General features: G+C 72.6%; 10 protein-coding genes. 2 read left to right on the forward strand and 8 right to left on the reverse strand.

All coding sequences use genetic code 11. From position 1 onward, the window contains the following. Nucleotides 1–77: 77 nt before the first annotated feature. The 3 genes from ACWGDE_RS13675 to ACWGDE_RS13685 all read right to left on the reverse strand — a co-directional run bounded on the left by ACWGDE_RS13675 (nucleotide 78) and on the right by ACWGDE_RS13685 (nucleotide 6,874). Nucleotides 78–1,664 (reverse strand): FG-GAP repeat domain-containing protein, encoded by a 1,587-nt coding sequence (locus tag ACWGDE_RS13675; RefSeq protein ID WP_453389157.1) that lies wholly within the window; start codon nucleotides 1,662–1,664, stop codon nucleotides 78–80. 477 nt (nucleotides 1,665–2,141) lie between these two features. Further along, the gene (locus tag ACWGDE_RS13680; protein WP_453389158.1) at nucleotides 2,142–2,789 is read right to left on the reverse strand and encodes a nucleoside/nucleotide kinase family protein; all 648 of its coding nucleotides are present in this window, start codon (nucleotides 2,787–2,789) and stop codon (nucleotides 2,142–2,144) included. Nucleotides 2,790–2,926: 137 nt separating this feature from the next. Next, the gene (locus ACWGDE_RS13685; protein WP_453389159.1) at nucleotides 2,927–6,874 is read right to left on the reverse strand and encodes an nSTAND1 domain-containing NTPase; all 3,948 of its coding nucleotides are present in this window, start codon (nucleotides 6,872–6,874) and stop codon (nucleotides 2,927–2,929) included. Between the two features lie 380 nt (nucleotides 6,875–7,254). On the opposite strand from ACWGDE_RS13685, the gene ACWGDE_RS13690 reads away from it, so the two are divergent. Further along, nucleotides 7,255–10,641, forward strand: coding sequence for a S8 family peptidase (locus tag ACWGDE_RS13690; protein ID WP_453389160.1), 3,387 nt, complete (start codon nucleotides 7,255–7,257; stop codon nucleotides 10,639–10,641). Nucleotides 10,642–10,765: 124 nt separating this feature from the next. Here ACWGDE_RS13690 and ACWGDE_RS13695 read toward each other — a convergent pair whose 3' ends face one another. Then, the gene (locus ACWGDE_RS13695; RefSeq protein ID WP_453389161.1) at nucleotides 10,766–11,962 is read right to left on the reverse strand and encodes a hypothetical protein; all 1,197 of its coding nucleotides are present in this window, start codon (nucleotides 11,960–11,962) and stop codon (nucleotides 10,766–10,768) included. Between the two features lie 162 nt (nucleotides 11,963–12,124). Between ACWGDE_RS13695 and ACWGDE_RS13700 the strand changes: the two genes are divergently transcribed. Continuing rightward, nucleotides 12,125–12,319, forward strand: coding sequence for a hypothetical protein (locus ACWGDE_RS13700; protein ID WP_453389162.1), 195 nt, complete (start codon nucleotides 12,125–12,127; stop codon nucleotides 12,317–12,319). 64 nt (nucleotides 12,320–12,383) lie between these two features. On the opposite strand, the gene ACWGDE_RS13705 is transcribed toward ACWGDE_RS13700, so the two are convergent. The 4 genes from ACWGDE_RS13705 to ACWGDE_RS13720 form a co-directional block, all read right to left on the reverse strand. Next, nucleotides 12,384–12,689, reverse strand: coding sequence for a hypothetical protein (locus ACWGDE_RS13705; protein ID WP_453389163.1), 306 nt, complete (start codon nucleotides 12,687–12,689; stop codon nucleotides 12,384–12,386). A gap of 445 nt (nucleotides 12,690–13,134) precedes the next feature. After that, nucleotides 13,135–13,800: a pentapeptide repeat-containing protein gene (locus tag ACWGDE_RS13710; protein ID WP_453389164.1), complete on the reverse strand. Its 666-nt coding sequence runs from the start codon at nucleotides 13,798–13,800 to the stop codon at nucleotides 13,135–13,137. Nucleotides 13,801–13,993: 193 nt separating this feature from the next. Next, a complete protein-coding gene (locus tag ACWGDE_RS13715) occupies nucleotides 13,994–14,698 on the reverse strand; it encodes a PP2C family protein-serine/threonine phosphatase (protein WP_453389165.1) in 705 nt (234 codons plus the stop codon). Further along, entirely contained in the window at nucleotides 14,674–15,762 is a 1,089-nt protein-coding gene (locus ACWGDE_RS13720; protein WP_453389166.1) for a PAS domain-containing protein, read from the reverse strand. The genes ACWGDE_RS13715 and ACWGDE_RS13720 overlap by 25 nt, the downstream gene beginning before the upstream one ends. Nucleotides 15,763–15,995 lie beyond the last annotated feature (233 nt).

Consider the following 15,995-nt stretch of genomic DNA (forward strand, 5'->3'; position numbering starts at 1 on the left):
CTCTCCTCCTCGATATGCGGCTATTCGCGATGCATAGGTGTCTCGTGGGGTGGGAGATGTTTATAAGAGACAGGGGGTCAGAGGATGTTCTTGTAGATGTTCCACCCGCTGCCGAACTTCACCCGCGGGGCGAAGGTCGCGGTGCCGGTCTTGCCCGTCGAGGTGTACGTGTACACGTCGCCTCCCGGGAGGCGGGCCATCAGGTCGCCCTTGCTGTCGCCGTTGAGGTCGCCCGGCACGAACAGCATGTCGTACTGGTTGAATCCGCTGCCGACCTGCTCCCGGGCGGCGAACGGCGCGCCGGCCGTGCCGGTGCCCTTGTAGAGGAAGAGGCCGCCGGCGGTGTCCCGGGCGAGCAGGTCGGGCCGCCCGTCCCCGGAGTAGTCGCCCGCGCCCACGAGGGCGTTGTAGCCGTTCCAGCCGGTGCCGACCTTGATGCGCGTACCGAACTTCGTGTACGGCAGACCGTCACCGGGGTGCAGCCACAGGACGCCGGCGGAGTCACGGCTGACCAGGTCGCCCTTCCCGTCTCCGGTGAGGTCGCCGGGGCCGGCCATCAGGTTGTAGTTCCACCCCGTGCCGACCTTCACGCCGCGGACGTAGAGGTCGGTGCCGATGTTCTGCACGTAGCTGGCATGGTTGTGGCTGTTGAGGCCCGTGGCGTACGTGTTGCGGGAGCCGGGCGTCTCCTTGCCGACCTCGTACGGCGGTGTGTAGTAGGTGCTGTTGGCCAGGGCGTGGTACTTGACCAGGACGTTGTCGGCCTGGGTCATCACGTTCTGGCCCTTGCCGAAGAGCGATGTGGTGCCCGCGCCGACGATGAACTTGTTGAGTTCGTAGCCGCTGCCGAAGTAGCTGGGTGCGGCGAACTTGCCGCCGCCGATCGACTTGAACCAGTACTCCACGCCGTCGTGGTCGCGGGCGAGCAGGTCGCTGCGGCCGTCTCCGTCGCCGTCGTCCGAGCCGGTGATCACGTTGTACGTGTTCCAGCCGGTGCCGACCTTGACGGCGGGCTTGAGCGGGGCGGTGGCGCTGCCGGCTCCCTTGTGGAACCACAGTTCGCCGGTCAGGGTACGGGTGAGGACGTCGCCGATGCCGTCGCCGTCCACGTCGTTGGCGCCCACGACCTGATCGTAGATCCCCCAGCCGGAGGCGACCTTGACCCGGGTGTTGAAGGGCTTGCTGACCGTCCCGGTTCCGGTGTACAGCCACAGGTCACCGGCGGGATCCCGGGCCAGCAGATCGGGGCGGCGGTCGCCGGTGATGTCGCCGGTGGCGATGAGGCGGTTGTACTTCTGCCAGCCGCCGCCGGACCACAGGGGCGCCGAGGTGTTCTTCACGCCCGCCTCGTAGAGCGTGAGCACGCCGTCGAACGTGAGGGAGAGGAGTTCGGGCTGGGTGGTGCCGCCGACGTCGCCCACCGGCAGGAGGTCCTTGAACGAGGCCTCGGGATCCGGATCGGTCCTGCTGATCGTGTAATCGCTCCAGGCCCTGATCGACGACAAATAGACGGCCGTGACCTGGTCGTACTCCATGACGATCAGGTCGCTGACGCCGTCGCCGTCGACGTCGTGCCGCGGCTTGGCGGCGGCGGCCTCCTCGACCGGGACCCGCTCCGGCATGACCACGGTCGGGAGCCCTTGGCCTCCGGCCGTTCCGGTCACGTCCGACGATCCCGGCGCCGGCACGGCCGGACTCGGCACGGCCAGGTTCGGCGTGACGCTACCCGGCGCGCTCAGGCTCGGTGCGCCCGAGCTCGGTGCGCCCGAGCTCGGCGCTGCGGCGCTCGGTGCGGCGGCCAGGGCGCCGGCGGCCAGGGCGAGAATGCCCCCGGCTGCCAGGGCGCGCAGCCGTCTGCGCGGCGGTAACGTGCGGTGCGATGTAATCAAGATCCCCCCTGAGGATCGAGCCGTGGGGCTCTTCCCTGGCACACGTCAGGTGTGTGCCAGGGATCACGCGTCCGTGCGTGAACGGCCCCCCGCTTCCGTCCGTACGCGCCAAGCCCCCATCACCGGCATTCACGTCGGCACGATCACTCCGGTTCCCGTTCCCTGCCCACCAGTTGGGCTTGCTCGCCCTCGCCCGTGCCACAGAGCGCCGAACAAGTGCCGGGGCTTTCCGGGGGCTGCCATCGGCGGACGCTACGGCTCCGTCCCGTCGCCCCGCGGGTGCCAGCCGCCGTCGAGGACGAGGTCGGCGCGGTGGCGGCCCCGGGCGACGAGGCGGGCGTTCGGCTCGTCCGAGCGGGCCACCCACGCGCGCGCGAACGCCGGGTCCTTGCCGTGGCGTACGTGCCGGTCGACGAGACGCCGTACGCGCATGGCCTCGTCGGGCGCCAAGTACCAGGCCTCGTCCAGGAGTGGTCGTACGGGCGCCCACTCCGGGGCGTCGTGGAGCAGGTAGTTCCCCTCCGTGATCACCAGCGGTACGGACTGGGCGACCCGGATGCTGCCCGCGATCGGCTCCTCGAGGGAGCGGTCGAAGGCCGGTGCGTACACGGCGGGTTCGCCGGGTGCCCGGAGCCGGCGGAGCAGGGAGACGTACCCGGCCGCGTCGAAGGTGTCCGGGGCACCCTTCCGGTCGGCCCGGCCCAGCCTGTCCAACTCGGCCTGGGCGAGGTGGAAGCCGTCCATGGGCACCACCACGGCCCGCTCGGGCCCCAGCGCCTCCCCGATCAGCGCCGCCAGGGTCGACTTGCCGGCCCCGGGCGGCCCGGCAATGCCCAGGACCTGCCGGGTGCCCCGCTCGGCCAGTCCGGCCGCTCTCACGATCAACTCGGATACCTGCACGCAAGCATCCTCCCCGAGCCCGATGGCCGGCACGCGCCGGCCGTCATCAGAACGCCGACAACCTCCCGGTCGCCGAGTCTGCTGACCCGATGGAGCTGCCTGCGCGGCCGGCGTGCTGTTCCGCGTGCTGTTCCGCGTCAGCAGGTGTTTCGGTACGGGAGGTCCGGGAGGTAGGTGTGCCAGTCGGCTCGGGAGAGGCCCGTTCCGGCGCGGGTGCAGACGGAGTCCGCGAGGCGGGCCGGGGTGATTTCGTGGGTGCGGACGGCGCTGTGTTCGCCCACGCTGTGGAGGGTGCGGCCGTCGGGAGAGAAGGCTACGGCGACGATCCCGTCGCCCGGGGTCGGCAGGGGTGATCCCAGGGAGCGGCCCGAGGCCACGTCCCAGAGGCGGAGCGTGCCGGAGGCGCCCGCCACGGCCAGGGTCCGGCCGTCGGGTGAGAAGGCCAGGGCGGTGACGGCCTTCACGGAGTCGCGGCCGATCGAGTCGAGGCCGGCCGTGTCGGAACCGGCCGGAAGCGTGGCCAGTCGGTGCTCGGCCTCGCCGTCCCACAGGGTGACCCCGCCCTTCGCGTCACCGGCGGCCAGGCGGGTGCCGTCGGGGCTGTAGGCCATCACCCCGCCCTCTTCCACGGCGAGGCCCCGTTCGGTGCGTCGGCCGGTGGTGATGTCGAAGGTGTGCGAGGAGGTCGCGAGCAGCCGGCCGTCGGGGCGGACGGCTACCGGGGCGGATCGGGAGCTCCGTGGGGTTGTCGCAGGGGACGTCCGGTCCTTCGTGAGGTCCTGGGGGCGGATCCGGCGGCTGCTCGCCAGGTCCCGGACGTCCAGGGCGTCGACGCCCGCGCGCGTGGTGAGCAGGGACCGGCCGTCGGGTGAGACGGCCATTCCCGTGATGGGCATCCGGGCGACGAAGGGCGGTTCCGGGTTCGCGGGCAGCGGGCGGACCGTGTTCGCGGACACGTCCCACAAGGTCGGCTCCTGGGCGGTCTCCCGCTGTCCGTTCCCGGCGTCGGAGCCTTCGGTGACGTCGGTCCGGGCGTGGGCGAGGGTCCGTCCGTCGGGAGTGAGGGCGAGCAGGTCCCGGCAGTCGTGTTCCGCGGGCGTTCCGGTGGCTCCTGGTGCCGCTTTCGGGCAGGGGGCCGGCGGGGTGCGGGCGGTGCGCCGGCCGTCGGCGACGGAGTAGGCCTCGAGCCAGGTGCTGTCGCCCTGCCGGCGGTCGACGGCGACGGTCGTGGCGTCCGCGCTGAAGGTGCCCGTCGTTGCCGGTTCGGGGTTCCAGTCCGGTGACGCGGCGGGTCCGTAGGAGATCGCGCGCACCACGGTGTCACCGAGTCGGCGTTCGGTCAGGTACCTGATGACACCGTCCTTCGGATCGATCCGGAGCTGGGAGGCGGCCCCGTTGACGAGGGAGTACCGGAAGACCGGTCGTTCGGGCGCGACGAGTCGCCACATCAGGATCTCCCGGCCGTCCACGGCCGCGGCGAACCGGCCGTCGGGGCTGGTGGTCATCTCGGTCAGGCCGGGGTGGTCGATCCGGACCGGTTCGCGTCCCGTGAGCGGGTCCCACAGGCTCAGTCCGCCCGGCTCCTCGGCCGCGAGGACGGCGCCGTCGCCGGTGAAGCGGAACGAGTCGACCGCGCACGCGCCGGGCCGGTTGGCGGGCAGCTCCGCGCTCCGGGCCACGTCCCAGACCCTCAGGGGGATGTCGGCCCGTTCGAAGGAGTTCACCGCGTCCCCTCCCCTGGCGCACAGGGCCAGGTGGCGTCCGTCGGGGCTCAGCGCCCACATCGGATGCCGTCCGGTCGGCACCTCCAGCAGGGTGCGGCCGCTGTGCGCGTCCCGGAGCGAGAGCCGGCCGTCGGCTCCGTCCATGTCCAGGTCGGCGACGATCTGTTCGGCGGCTGTCCAGGCGACCGAAGAGCCTGCCGTTGGGGGCACGGCGTCCAGTGCGGTCCCGGACGCCAGGTCCAATCGGCGCGCCCCGGACCCGGTCTCGGACCCCGCCTTCTCTCCCCCTTGCACCAGGGCGGTGCGGCCGTCCGGGGAGATCCCGCGGAACAGTGCGTTCCGGTCGAGGGCGATCTCCGGGCCGACGGCCGTCCTCTGCGTGACGTCCCAGGCGCGTACGGAGTCCACGTCGACGGTGACCGCGATCCGGCCGTCCTGGCTCAGCCGGACCGGGAGTGCGGGGTGGGAGCTCCAGGGCCCCGCCTCGTCCGGCACGTCGTAGGCGTCGGACTCGGCCTGGACGGACGCCGCCAGCAGCGCCGACCGGGTCTCGGAGGTCTCGGCGAGCCGCCAGGCGGCCACGCTCAGCCGCATCGCGAGCGCCGGGTCGGAGCTCCGTAGGCCCTGGGCCACGGCCGCCAGCTGACCGGCGGCCAGTTCCTCCCCCTTGACCCGCCGGATCTCGGCGTCGACGCGCTGGCGGAGGTTGTCGCGGCCCTGTTGCCAGGCGGTCGTACTCGCCACCGTGAGGAGGACGAGGAGGAGGGCGACGACGGAGGTCAGACCGCGACGGATGCGCCGCGTTCGGGACCGGGAGGCGAGTCCCGCGCGCAGGAACTCCCGCTCCGTCGGGTTCAGCTCGGCGGAGCGGCCCGCGTCGTCGGCGAACGTGGCCTCGGCCTCGGCCAGTTCCCCTCCGCGCAGGAGCGCGCCGGCGTCGCGGCGGCGGGTCAGCCAGTTCTGGGTGGCCTGGGTCAACCGGCGGTGGCGTCGCAGCCGTTCGCGGTCGGTGTCGATCCAGCCGCGCAGCCGCGGCCACGCGGTGATCAGGGCCTCGTGCGCCAGGTCCACGACGTCCCGGTCCAGAGTGACGAGCCGGGCCCGGGCCAGCCGGTCCAGTACGGCCCCCGCTTCGGCGGCCTGCGGCGAGGCGGGCGGCACGAGGGTGTTGCGGGGGACGGGCCGCCGGGTGTCGGGGGCTCCGTCTCCGGGGGTGATCAGGCTGAGCAGGAGGCGGCGCGCGACGGGGGCGCGGTCGGGCCCGAGTTCCGCGTACACCTCCTCGGCGGTCTGGGCCAGGGCGCCGCGCAGGCCACCGGCGGCCTCGTGTCCGGCCAGGGTCAGCGTGCGCCCGCGGCGGCGGCGCCACGTCTCCAGCAGGGCGTGGGAGAGCAGCGGCAGGCTGGCGGGTTCGCGGGTGACCTCTTCCACGAGCCGGGCCGTGAGGGCGCGTTCGACGGTGAGGCCGGCGGCCGCGGCGGGGCGTACGATCGCGCCTCGCATCTCCTCGGCGGTCAGTGGGCCCACGGGGAGGGTCGCGGCGCGGGCGGCTTCGGCCAGGGCGGGGTGGGCCAGGCAGTTCGCGTGGAAGTCGGCGCGCACGCCGAGGACCACCCGGATCCGGCTTCCGGGGTTGCGGGCGGCGAGCAGGGCCGCGAGGAAGTCCCGTCGTTCGTCGGGGTCGGCGCAGAGGGTGAAGAGCTCCTCGAACTGGTCGACGATCAGCCAGGTCTCGCCGTCCGCGGCGGCGGCGGTCAGGACCGGCCCGTGGGTGCGCATCGGGTGTTCGCCGGGAGTGAGGACGCGCAGGGCCGCGGTGGGCGGCAGCGGTGGCTCGGAGCGGCGCAGTCGCGGGATGAGACCGGCCCTCAGCAGGGAGGACTTGCCGCTGCCGGAGGGGCCGAGGACGAGGACGAAGCGGTGTTCGGCGACCAGGGCCGTCAGTTGGCCGGTCAGGCGTTCCCGGCCGAAGAACACCGACTCGTCATCGGGTTCGAAACGTGTCAGGCCCCGGTAGGGCGCGGTGCCGTCGCCGTCGGCACCCTGCGCGAGCGAGGCCAGGGCTTCGTTCTCGGCTTCGGCTCGGGCCTCGGCTTCCGCCTCCCGCCACCGTCGTTCCCACTCAACCCGGTCGGCGCCGCAGACCTCGGCGTAGGCCAGCGTGACGGGCAGGCTCGGGAGGCGTTTCCCGGCGGCGGCCTGAGAGAGCGCGGTCACCGAATAGCCGGCCCGCGCGGACAGTTCGCGGTAGGGGACGGAGCCGGCCGCGCGGCGCAGTGCGCGCAGCTCCGCGGCGAACCGGGCGGTCGGACCGGCCTGTGGATCGAGCGGCTTCTCCGGCCTTCCCACAGCACTGCCCATGCTGCTCCCCTCCCCGGAATCAAGATCGTTTCCACCGTAGGAGGGAGAACCCACCAGCCACAAGGGTCTCTTCAGCCACGGAATCAATTGTTCAGCCGCCCGGATCGAGGCTGCTGAACAATCCGCGAGCCGGTGGACTGCTGCCAGACGCCGATCGCCGCACGGGCCGGACGGCGCGCCCAGCCCCTGTTCTCCCCCTGCGGGGCGGGGCGGGCCGGGTACCGGCGATCGGCGTCACCACAACGCCACGTACACACCGCACACACCGCACACACCAGACACAGCCGACACACCGCACGTACCGCACACACCGCGTACGCCACTCGACGGGGCGCGCGCCACGGCTCCGGCCTCCGTGTGCGCCTTCCACAGGAGCAGAGTTGTTCACACGAACACACAAGCCTCGACGCGCCGCGGGGGCCCTCGCCCTCGCCACCGCCGTCGTCGCCCTCAGTACGGGGCTTACCGGCCCCGCCGGGGCGGCATCCGCCGCCTCCCCCTCGACGAGCACCCCGGCCGCCCACATCACGGGCGCCCCCGTGACCGTCACGCTGATCACCGGCGACCGGGTGACCGTGAACGCCACCGGCGCCGTCCTGCGCTTCGAGCCCGCCCGGGGCCGTGAGCGCGTACCGGTCGCGATCGAACGCGCCGACGGCCGCACCCTGGTCCTGCCCGCCGACGCCCGGGCCCTGCTGGCCTCCGGCAAGCTGGACCGGCGCCTCTTCGACGTCACCACGCTCGCCGACCCGACCCTGCGCGCCCTGCACCGCGGCGGACTCGGACTCATCGTCCAGTACGAGGGCGCCGCCGACGCGGCGCGCACGGAGCTGCGGTCCGCCGCCGGCAACGGGGCCAAGCACACCCTCCGGGCGGTCAACGCCGAAGCCGTCGAGGCCTCCCCCGCCGACGCCACGAAGGTCTGGGAGGCCCTGACGAGCCCCGCGGCGCGCGGCGTCCGGGCCGCCGACGCCGGCATCGGCAAGGTCTGGCTGGACGGCGTCCGCAAGGCGAGCCTGGACAAGAGCACGAAGCAGATCGGCGCCGACCGGGCCTGGCAGGCCGGATTCGACGGCACGGGCGTGAAGATCGCCGTCCTGGACACCGGTGTCGACAAGACCCACCAGGACCTCAAGAGCCAGGTCGTCGGGGAGAAGAACTTCTCCGCCTCCCCCGACACCGCGGACCGCGTCGGCCACGGCACCCACGTGGCCTCCATCGCCGCCGGCACCGGAGCAGCGTCGGGCGGAGCCCTCAAGGGCGTCGCGCCCGGCGCCAAGGTGATCAGCGGCAAGGTCCTCGACGACCGGGGCCACGGCACCGATTCCGCGGTCATCGCGGGCATGGAGTGGGCCGTCGCCGAAGGCGCGGACATCGTCAACCTCAGCCTCGGAAGCCGGGACTTCCCCGGCGTCGACCCGGTCGAGGCCGCCGTCGACCGGCTGTCGGCGGAGAAGGGCGTCCTGTTCGCCGTCGCCGCGGGCAACGACGGCGCCGGCGAGTCCACGGTCGGCTCGCCCGGCAGCGCCGACGCCGCCCTGACCGTCGGCGCCGTCGACGCCAAGGACGTCCTCGCGGGGTTCTCCAGCAGGGGCCCCCGCGTCGGCGACGGCGCGGTCAAACCCGACCTCACCGCGCCCGGCGTGGGCATCGCCGCCGCGGCGGCCCCGGGGAGCATGCTCGACACCGATCCCGGAGCCCAGCACCCCGCCCCGGGTTACCTGCGGCTCAACGGCACCTCCATGGCCACCCCTCACGTGGCCGGAGCGGCAGCACTGCTGAAGCAGAAGAACCCCGGCTGGACCGGGACCGAGCTCAAGGGCGCGCTGACCGCTTCCACGAAGGACGGCGCGGCCGGCGTCCAGCAGCAGGGCACCGGCCGCGTGCAGGTGGACAAGGCCCTCGCCCAAACGGTGATCACCGAGCAGCCGTCGGTGTCCCTCGGCACGGCCCAGTGGCCGCACGCCGACGACGCGCCGCTCACCAAGAAGGTCGCCTACCGCAACCTCGGCACCACCGACGTCACCCTGGACCTCGCGGTGACCGGCACCGACGCCCAGGGCAGGCCCGCCCCGGCCGGGTTCTTCGCGCTCGGCGCCGACAAGGTGACCGTGCCCGCCGGCGGCCGGGCCGAGGTGGACCTGACCGCCGACACCCGGCTCGGCGACACCGACGGCGCCTTCTCCGCCTACGTCACCGCCACCGGCGGCGGCCAGTCGGTGCGTTCGGGTGCGGCGGCCGTCCGTGAGGCCGAGGCGTACGACGTCACGATCACGACCGTCGACCGCGACGGCGGCCCCGCCCGCGAGTTCTCCCACTCCCTGTTCGGCATCGGCGGCGCCGCCGCCGGCATATGGAAGGGCGTCAGCAACGAGGCCGGCCCCAGCACCCTGCGGCTGCCCAAGGGCACGTACGCCCTCCACGGCGCCGTGTACCAGGACGGCTCGGACCTCACCAAGGGCGTCGACTGGCTGGTCCAGCCCCGGCTGGAGGTCTCCGGAACCACCACGGTCACGGTCGACGCGCGCACCACGAAGCCGGTGGACATCACCGTGCCCGGTCTGACCACGGCCGACTTCGCCCAGCCGTACTACCAGCAGGCGGTCGGCGAGGGCCACCTCGGCAACGGCTGGGTCCTCCCCAAGGGCTACACCGGCTTCCGCTCCGCCCACATGGGGCCGGCCGTGACCGACGGCTCGCTCACGCAGAGCTGGCTGGCGACCTTCATCAAGGACCCGGCCACCCAGTACTCGGTTGCCCTCGGCGGCGCGACGGACCGTCTCGCCACCGGGTACACCCGGCACCTGAAGGCGACCCAGCTGGCGAAGCTCTCCGTGGACATGGGCGCGCCCGCCCCCGGCAAGTCCGGCTACGCCTACGCCGCCCCCACCCTGCCGGGCATGTCCCAGGGCGACTTCTACGGGGCCGTCCAACCCGCTCCCGGCACCCGTACGCTCCTGCTCTCCGCCCTGGACGGCGCGACCTGGCGCAGCGGCTTCTGGCAGCTCGGCGCCCCCGACGGTGACGGCAACCAGCGCATCGAGGCGGACCAGGCCTCCCTGGAGTCCAAGCGCTACACGGCGGGCTCCTCCCACCGCGAGACCTTCAACACCGGAGTCTTCGGACCGCTCCTGGGCAAGGGCCTGGGAGTGTTCCGCACCGCGCCCGACCCGGAGACGGGCAAGCAGACCATCACGGGCGCGGTACCCCTCTTCGGTGACGGCGCCGGCCACGCCGGCTCCGCGTCGCTCGCCAAGACCTCCACCACCCTGTACCGCAACGGCGTCAAGGTCGCCGAGAACGAGGACCCGCTGAGCGGCTGGGCCCCCTTCACGGTCGATGGCACCGACGCCGAGTACCGGCTGGCCACCTCGGCCGAGCGGACCCCGGACGCCTCCCCCGTCTCCACCCGCATCGACACGAGCTTCACCTTCCGCTCCTCTCAGGTCGCAGCCCACACCGCGCTCCCGGTCTCCACGGTGCGCTTCCACGCCCCGCTCGATACCGCCTCCCGCGCCCCGGCGGGCAAGGTCACCCGGATCCCCGTGACCGTGCAGGGCTCGGCCTCCGGGAAGAACCTCAAGTCGCTGACGATCTCCGTGAGCCTCGACGGCGGCACGACCTGGAACCCGGTCAAGGTCACCGACGGCGCGTTCTCCGTCCGCAACCCCGCGAAGGACCGGGGCATCTCCTTCCGGGCCCAGATCACCGACAAGCAGGGCAACGTCTCGGAGGTCACGATCACCAACGCCTACCTGGGCAAGTGATCTCCCTTCCTTGAGCCGACACCCGTACGGGAGGCCGATCCTCGGCCGCCCCCGAAGGCGAAACCCGCCCGCCACGAAGAGTGGCGGGCGGGTTTCGGGTGTGGGGGCTCCGTCTGCGTTCGGTTCAGTCGGTGAGGTCCGTACGCCACTGGGCGCGGGCTGTGGAGAGGAGCTGCGGGAGGTCCGAGGCCTGCTCGTCGTACTGCTGGTCGTTGACGAGGAGCTGGTAGACCTGGCCGCCCTCGCCGCCGACGAAGAGTTCGGTCCGGTGGCAGGGGATCTCCCGGGCCGGCCAGTGGTAGTCCATCTCCAGTCGCACGGCCTCCTTCCCGCCCTGTCCGTCCGCGTGGGTCTCGGCCGTCAGGGCCACCATCTTCGACTCCTCCGTTCTGCCGTACCAGGCGAGTTGTCCGGCGGCTGCCGACTGGGCGGTCCGGCCGTTGCTGTCGTCTCGCTTCACCCCGATCGCGTAGCGCTCGTCAGGAGAGACCCAGGTGGACTGGAGCGCGTTGTCGACGTCGAGCTTCCAGCCCTCGGGCACGGCGACGGCGAGGCGGAGCGCCTTCGCCCGGACGATGTGCCAGCCGGACGGCACCGGCGGGGGCGTCTGTTCCCCGGAGCTCGACGGCGGCGGGGACGCGGGGGCCGAGCCTTCCGGTGTCGTGGGGGTACCCGTGGTGTCCGGGGCGGCGGGTGCGGTGATCGGCTGTCCTTGCGCCGTGTCTCCCGGTGAGGAGGGACTGTCCGGCGTCTCCTGGGCGCCGCCGGAGTGGTTGGCAATCACCAGTACCGCGACCAGGGCCGCGAGCGCCGCCCACTGCGCGGGCGTGCTCCAGCGTCCCCGTCGCCCGGTGCGCGGTCTGCGCCGCTTGTTCGGGCCTGCGCCGGGGTCAGGCTCGCTCCTGGCTCGGCCCCCCGGCGGCGAGGTCGTCGGATCGGAGCCGGCTGTGGGCGGAGGGCCGGAGGGCGGAGCCGAACCGGGCGGTGAGGACGGCGTGGGGGCCGCGGTCGTCGCGGCGGTGTGGAGGCGGCGGGCCTGCTGGAGCTTGTCCGTTCTGGTGCGGGCGTCACGGGCGAAGCGGTGCTCGACGATCTGGTTCAGCCGCGCAAGCGGAATGATCTTCTGGCCGGACCGGTACTCGCTCCAGACGCTCCTGGTCAACTGGAAGCGCTCTTCCAACTGGCTGACCGTGTCCTGCGCGGTCAGTTCCCGCAGGAACAGCGCCAGGGCGTTGGCTTCGGGCGTCCGGCCCTTCAACGGGCCCGGCGGGCGTCCCGCTCTGCTCGTCTCTCCCCCTTCTTCGGCTGCCGGCGTGTTCACGGACAGTCGTGCACGTTCGCGGTCGCCCCCGTGCCCCTCATGCCGCTGACCTGCACTGGCATCGACACGCCCCGACGGACCATCAGATCAGGTTCCGACGTGGTGTTCCACCGCTTCCACCGATCAGGACAGCGGAATCCACCACGCCGAAGGGCGCCCGTGATGCTCCCGTTCATCCGCCGTCCCGAGGCCGCCGCGGCCCTGGCCGGCCTGGTCATGGCCGGCCTGGTCATGGCCGGCTTGGTCATGGCTGCCCGCCCGACGATCGTCCCCGCCACCGCGAGGAGTACGTCCCACCGCGAGAAGCCCTCACCGACCGGGGCCAACGGCAGCGGAGCCGCGCCATCGGTCACCTGACTCCGTAGCCGGCGCTTTCGTCCCCGGCTGACTGCGGTGCCGTTGATGCGTGGCCAGCCGGGGCTCAGCCGGCCTCGGCGGTTGTGTGGCCCTTCGCCCCGCGGCGGGCACGGGCGTCGCGGACCATCTTCCAGAACAACACCGGGCCGAGCAGTGTCAGAGCAGCGAAGACGACGGCCGGGTGGTCGCCGCCTGCGGCGAGAGTGCCGATGAGCACGGTACCGAGCGCATGGTCGAGTGCATCGAGACCCGGGCCGGTTCGGTGGCCCGGACCAGCCCGGCGCACACGCCGCAGTGCCCTCAGGGCGAAGAAGAGGTTCAGGCCTGCGCAGGCGAGCAGGATCCAACGGACCGCCATGGGTATGTTCACGGGCGCGACTTTAGGCCACGATCAGCGCGTTCGGTGCCACGTCGTACCACGCGAGGCTGATGCCTGGACGGTCGGCGACCGTCTGCCACCACCAGGTCGCCGAGGCCGTGATCAGACCGCTGCACACGAGCGTCAGGGCAGTGGGTACCGCCGGCTTCGTGACGGGCCAGCGCCTGCGGGTGACCGACTGGGGCCGGCGGTCAGCACGGTGAGGGCGAGCAGGAAGTCGCAGACGCCCTCGAGTTCGGGGGCGACGTGGGAGGAGAGCAGGACGGTGGTGCCGTGGGCTGCGGCCTCGGTCGGGAGGGTGCTCTCGCCCGCCCCGTTGGGCCCGACCAGCGCGCCCGGTCGCGGCGTTCCCGTACACCGAGGCCGAGGTCCAGCGCTCAGCGCCTGCGCGAAGGGCGCGTTGGGGGGCGTCGGGGTCCGTCCGCAGTGCCGTCCCTCAGTGGTCCTTGACGGTGATACCGGCCTGTCGCGCCAGGGCGGGCGCGAGGTCGAACAGCTGGGTCGTGCTGATGATGGCGCCCTTGAGAGCCTCGACGCCCGAGGCGATCTGTACGCCGGCAGCGTCCCGCAGGTCGACCCGGCTCATCACAGCACGGTCGAACCGGGCCCGGTCCAGAGTGGTCCCGGGGAAGGCGACGTCCGTCAACGCGGCCTGGCCGAAGTCCACGTCCCGCAGGAGACAGTCCACGAAGGTGACGTTGCGCAGTACGGTCGCGCGGAAGTTGACGGAGTCGAGTTTGCACTGGTGGAAGACGATCCGGCGGAACTCGGCCCCGTGGGCCTCGACCCCGGCCCAGATCCCGGCGGTGACCGTGGTGTCCAGCCAGGTGCTCTCGGCGGCATCCACGCCGACCAGGCGAGGGGTGTGCCACCAGGTGTCGTCGAACCGTGCCCGCCTGAGCCGGGCACGGTCGAAGGTCACCGAGGAGAACACCGATTCACCGAACCGGCAGCTCCCCGCATCGACGGAGTCGAAAACCTGGCCCTCGAACCGGACCCACTCATAGGTCTCCTCCCGCTCGATCCCCCCAGAGAACGGCTCCAGCCGGTCCGCGTAGGAGAGCTCGCCCGGGTCTCGGGGAACGTCGACAGCCGTGATCAAATCCTTCGGGGGAACGCGCCGGGAACAGCCCCCTCGACACCGCCGGAAGGGCGAGTCCTGCGGGAGGGAGATGCCTCCATCCTGACCAGAGATGCCTGGATTCGCCCAATCGGGATGAATCAGGCCAGACGCCAGCGCGGCCTGCGGCGCTCACAAGGCGTCTGCCGGAGCTTGCCTGCGAGGGGGTTCGGCCTCACGGCGGGGGGACCGGGGTGCGCAGGCGGGCCGCGAGGAGGGCGATGTCGTCCTCGGCGGGGCCGTCGGTCAGCTGGGCCAGGATGTCGTCGAGGATCGCGTCGAGTCCGGCCCGGGGGTTCAGTCGCAGGCGGGTGAGCCGGGCCAGGGAGGTGTCGATGTCCTCGCCGCGTCGCTCGACCAGGCCGTCGGTGTACAGCACGACGGCCGCTCCGGGCAGGCCCGGGCGGGTCAGGGAGGCGTAGTCGCCGAGGCCGGTGCCGAGCGGTGGGCCCACGGGGACGGGCAGGATTTCCACCCGGCCCTCACGGGTCAGGCGCAGGGGCGGCAGATGGCCGGCGCTGGCGTAGGAGATGGTGTGCTTGGCGGAGTCGCCGAGGGCGAGCAGGCAGGTGGCGACCCGGTCGAAACCGGATTCGGCGACCATGCGGTCGGCGTAGGTGAGGATCTCGTCCAGGGACAGGCCGCCCGCGGCCAGGGCGCGCAGCATCGAGCGGTAGTGGCTCATGGCGACGGCGGCCTCCACACCGTGTCCCATCACATCGCCGATGACCAGCAGGTTGCGCCCGCCGGGCATGGGCAGTGAGTCGAACCAATCGCCGCCGACCAGGGCGCTGTCCTGGGCGGGCAGGTAGCGGGAGGCCGTCTCCAGGTTGGGGTGCGGGGTGGACGGCTCGGTCAGCAGCGCCCGCTGCAGCTCCAACGCGATGGTGCGCTCGCGGGCGAACTGGAACGCTCGCTCGAGAGCCCGGGCAGGCGGACCGCCAGCTCCTGGGCCACGACGGCGTCGTCGCGGGTGAAGGCCGGGGAGGAGTCGTGGCGGACCATGGAGAGGGCACCGACGAGACGCGACTCGGTGGTCAGGGGAACCATGAGTGCGGAGTGGAATCCCGCTGCGCGGTAGCGGGCCGTCCGCTGCGCGTAAGGCCCGCCGACGGCCTCGGCTTCGTCGGTCCGGAGGTCGTGCAGCATGACCTGGCCCTCGTCGAGGCACCGCCGCAGCGGGGAGCCTGCCTCGAACTCCACGGATCCGTCCACGGTTCCCAGGTCGCCGAGGCGCTCCGCCAGATCCGGCGGAGCCCGGAAAGCAGCCCTGCGCAGTCGTGTCACCCCGGGCCGCCCCTGGCCCGGCTGCCCCGGCCTGCCGTCCTCGAACAGCGCCACCGAGGCGGCGTCCGCGAGGCCCGGCACCACGAAGTCCACGAGTTCCGTGCACGTGGCGTCGACGTCGAGGGTCGTACCGATGGCCGTCGCTGCCGTGTCCAGCATCGCCATGCGCTGGTGCGAGCGCTCCAGCCTGTGCAGATACTGGCGCGACTCAGTGATCTCCAGCCCGATGCCGACCACACCCACGACGGCGCCTTGCTCGTCCTCGAGCCGGTGGTAGGTCACGCGCCACTCGCGGCGCGCGTACGGCGAATAGGCCCGGGTCTGGCCCGAGCCGACGAGCTGGCGGGGCCGACCGTCCTCCAGCACCTGCCGCAGCAGCTCCTCCGGCCGCTGCACACCGGGCAGGACGTCGGCCAGGGTCCGGCCGACGTGCGCCTCGGCGGGCAGGCCGTTCACTCGGGCCATGTGCGGGTTGACGTACAGGTAGCGCAGGTCGGTGTCCAGTACGGCCACACCGGCGGCCGCGCCCTCCACGATTTGCCGCAGCAGCCTGTACTCACGGCGCAATCGGGACGCCGCGGCCGCACCTGCCGCGGCGAGCAGCGTCTCGGTGTCCACGGACAGCAAGGGCTGTGGAGTCGAGGGGTCCAGCCCCACCGATCACCTCCCGGTCAGCCGACAGCCTGAGCGCCCGGCGGTCGCCGGATACGCACCATGGTCCGACGGAGCACGGTCACGCGCATGTCAGGAGGCTGCCCGCGCTACACCTCGATCACGTTCCGGTGGAGCCGGCCGCGGGCATGGAGTAGTGCACGACGTACGGGAGCCTCTGCCGCTGCCGGACGGCTCCGTCGACTTCTTCCCCCGAGACCTCGTCGCCTGTGGCGGGT

This window comes from Streptomyces sp. NPDC054956 (assembly GCF_053609185.1).

Bases quoted from the DNA above. Each gene is read 5' to 3' on its own strand.
- ACWGDE_RS13685 (WP_453389159.1), bottom strand. From the start codon at position 6,874: ATGGGCAGTGCTGTGGGAAGGCCGGAGAAGCCGCTCGATCCACAGGCC.
- ACWGDE_RS13700 (WP_453389162.1), top strand. From the start codon at position 12,125: ATGCTCCCGTTCATCCGCCGTCCCGAGGCCGCCGCGGCCCTGGCCGGC.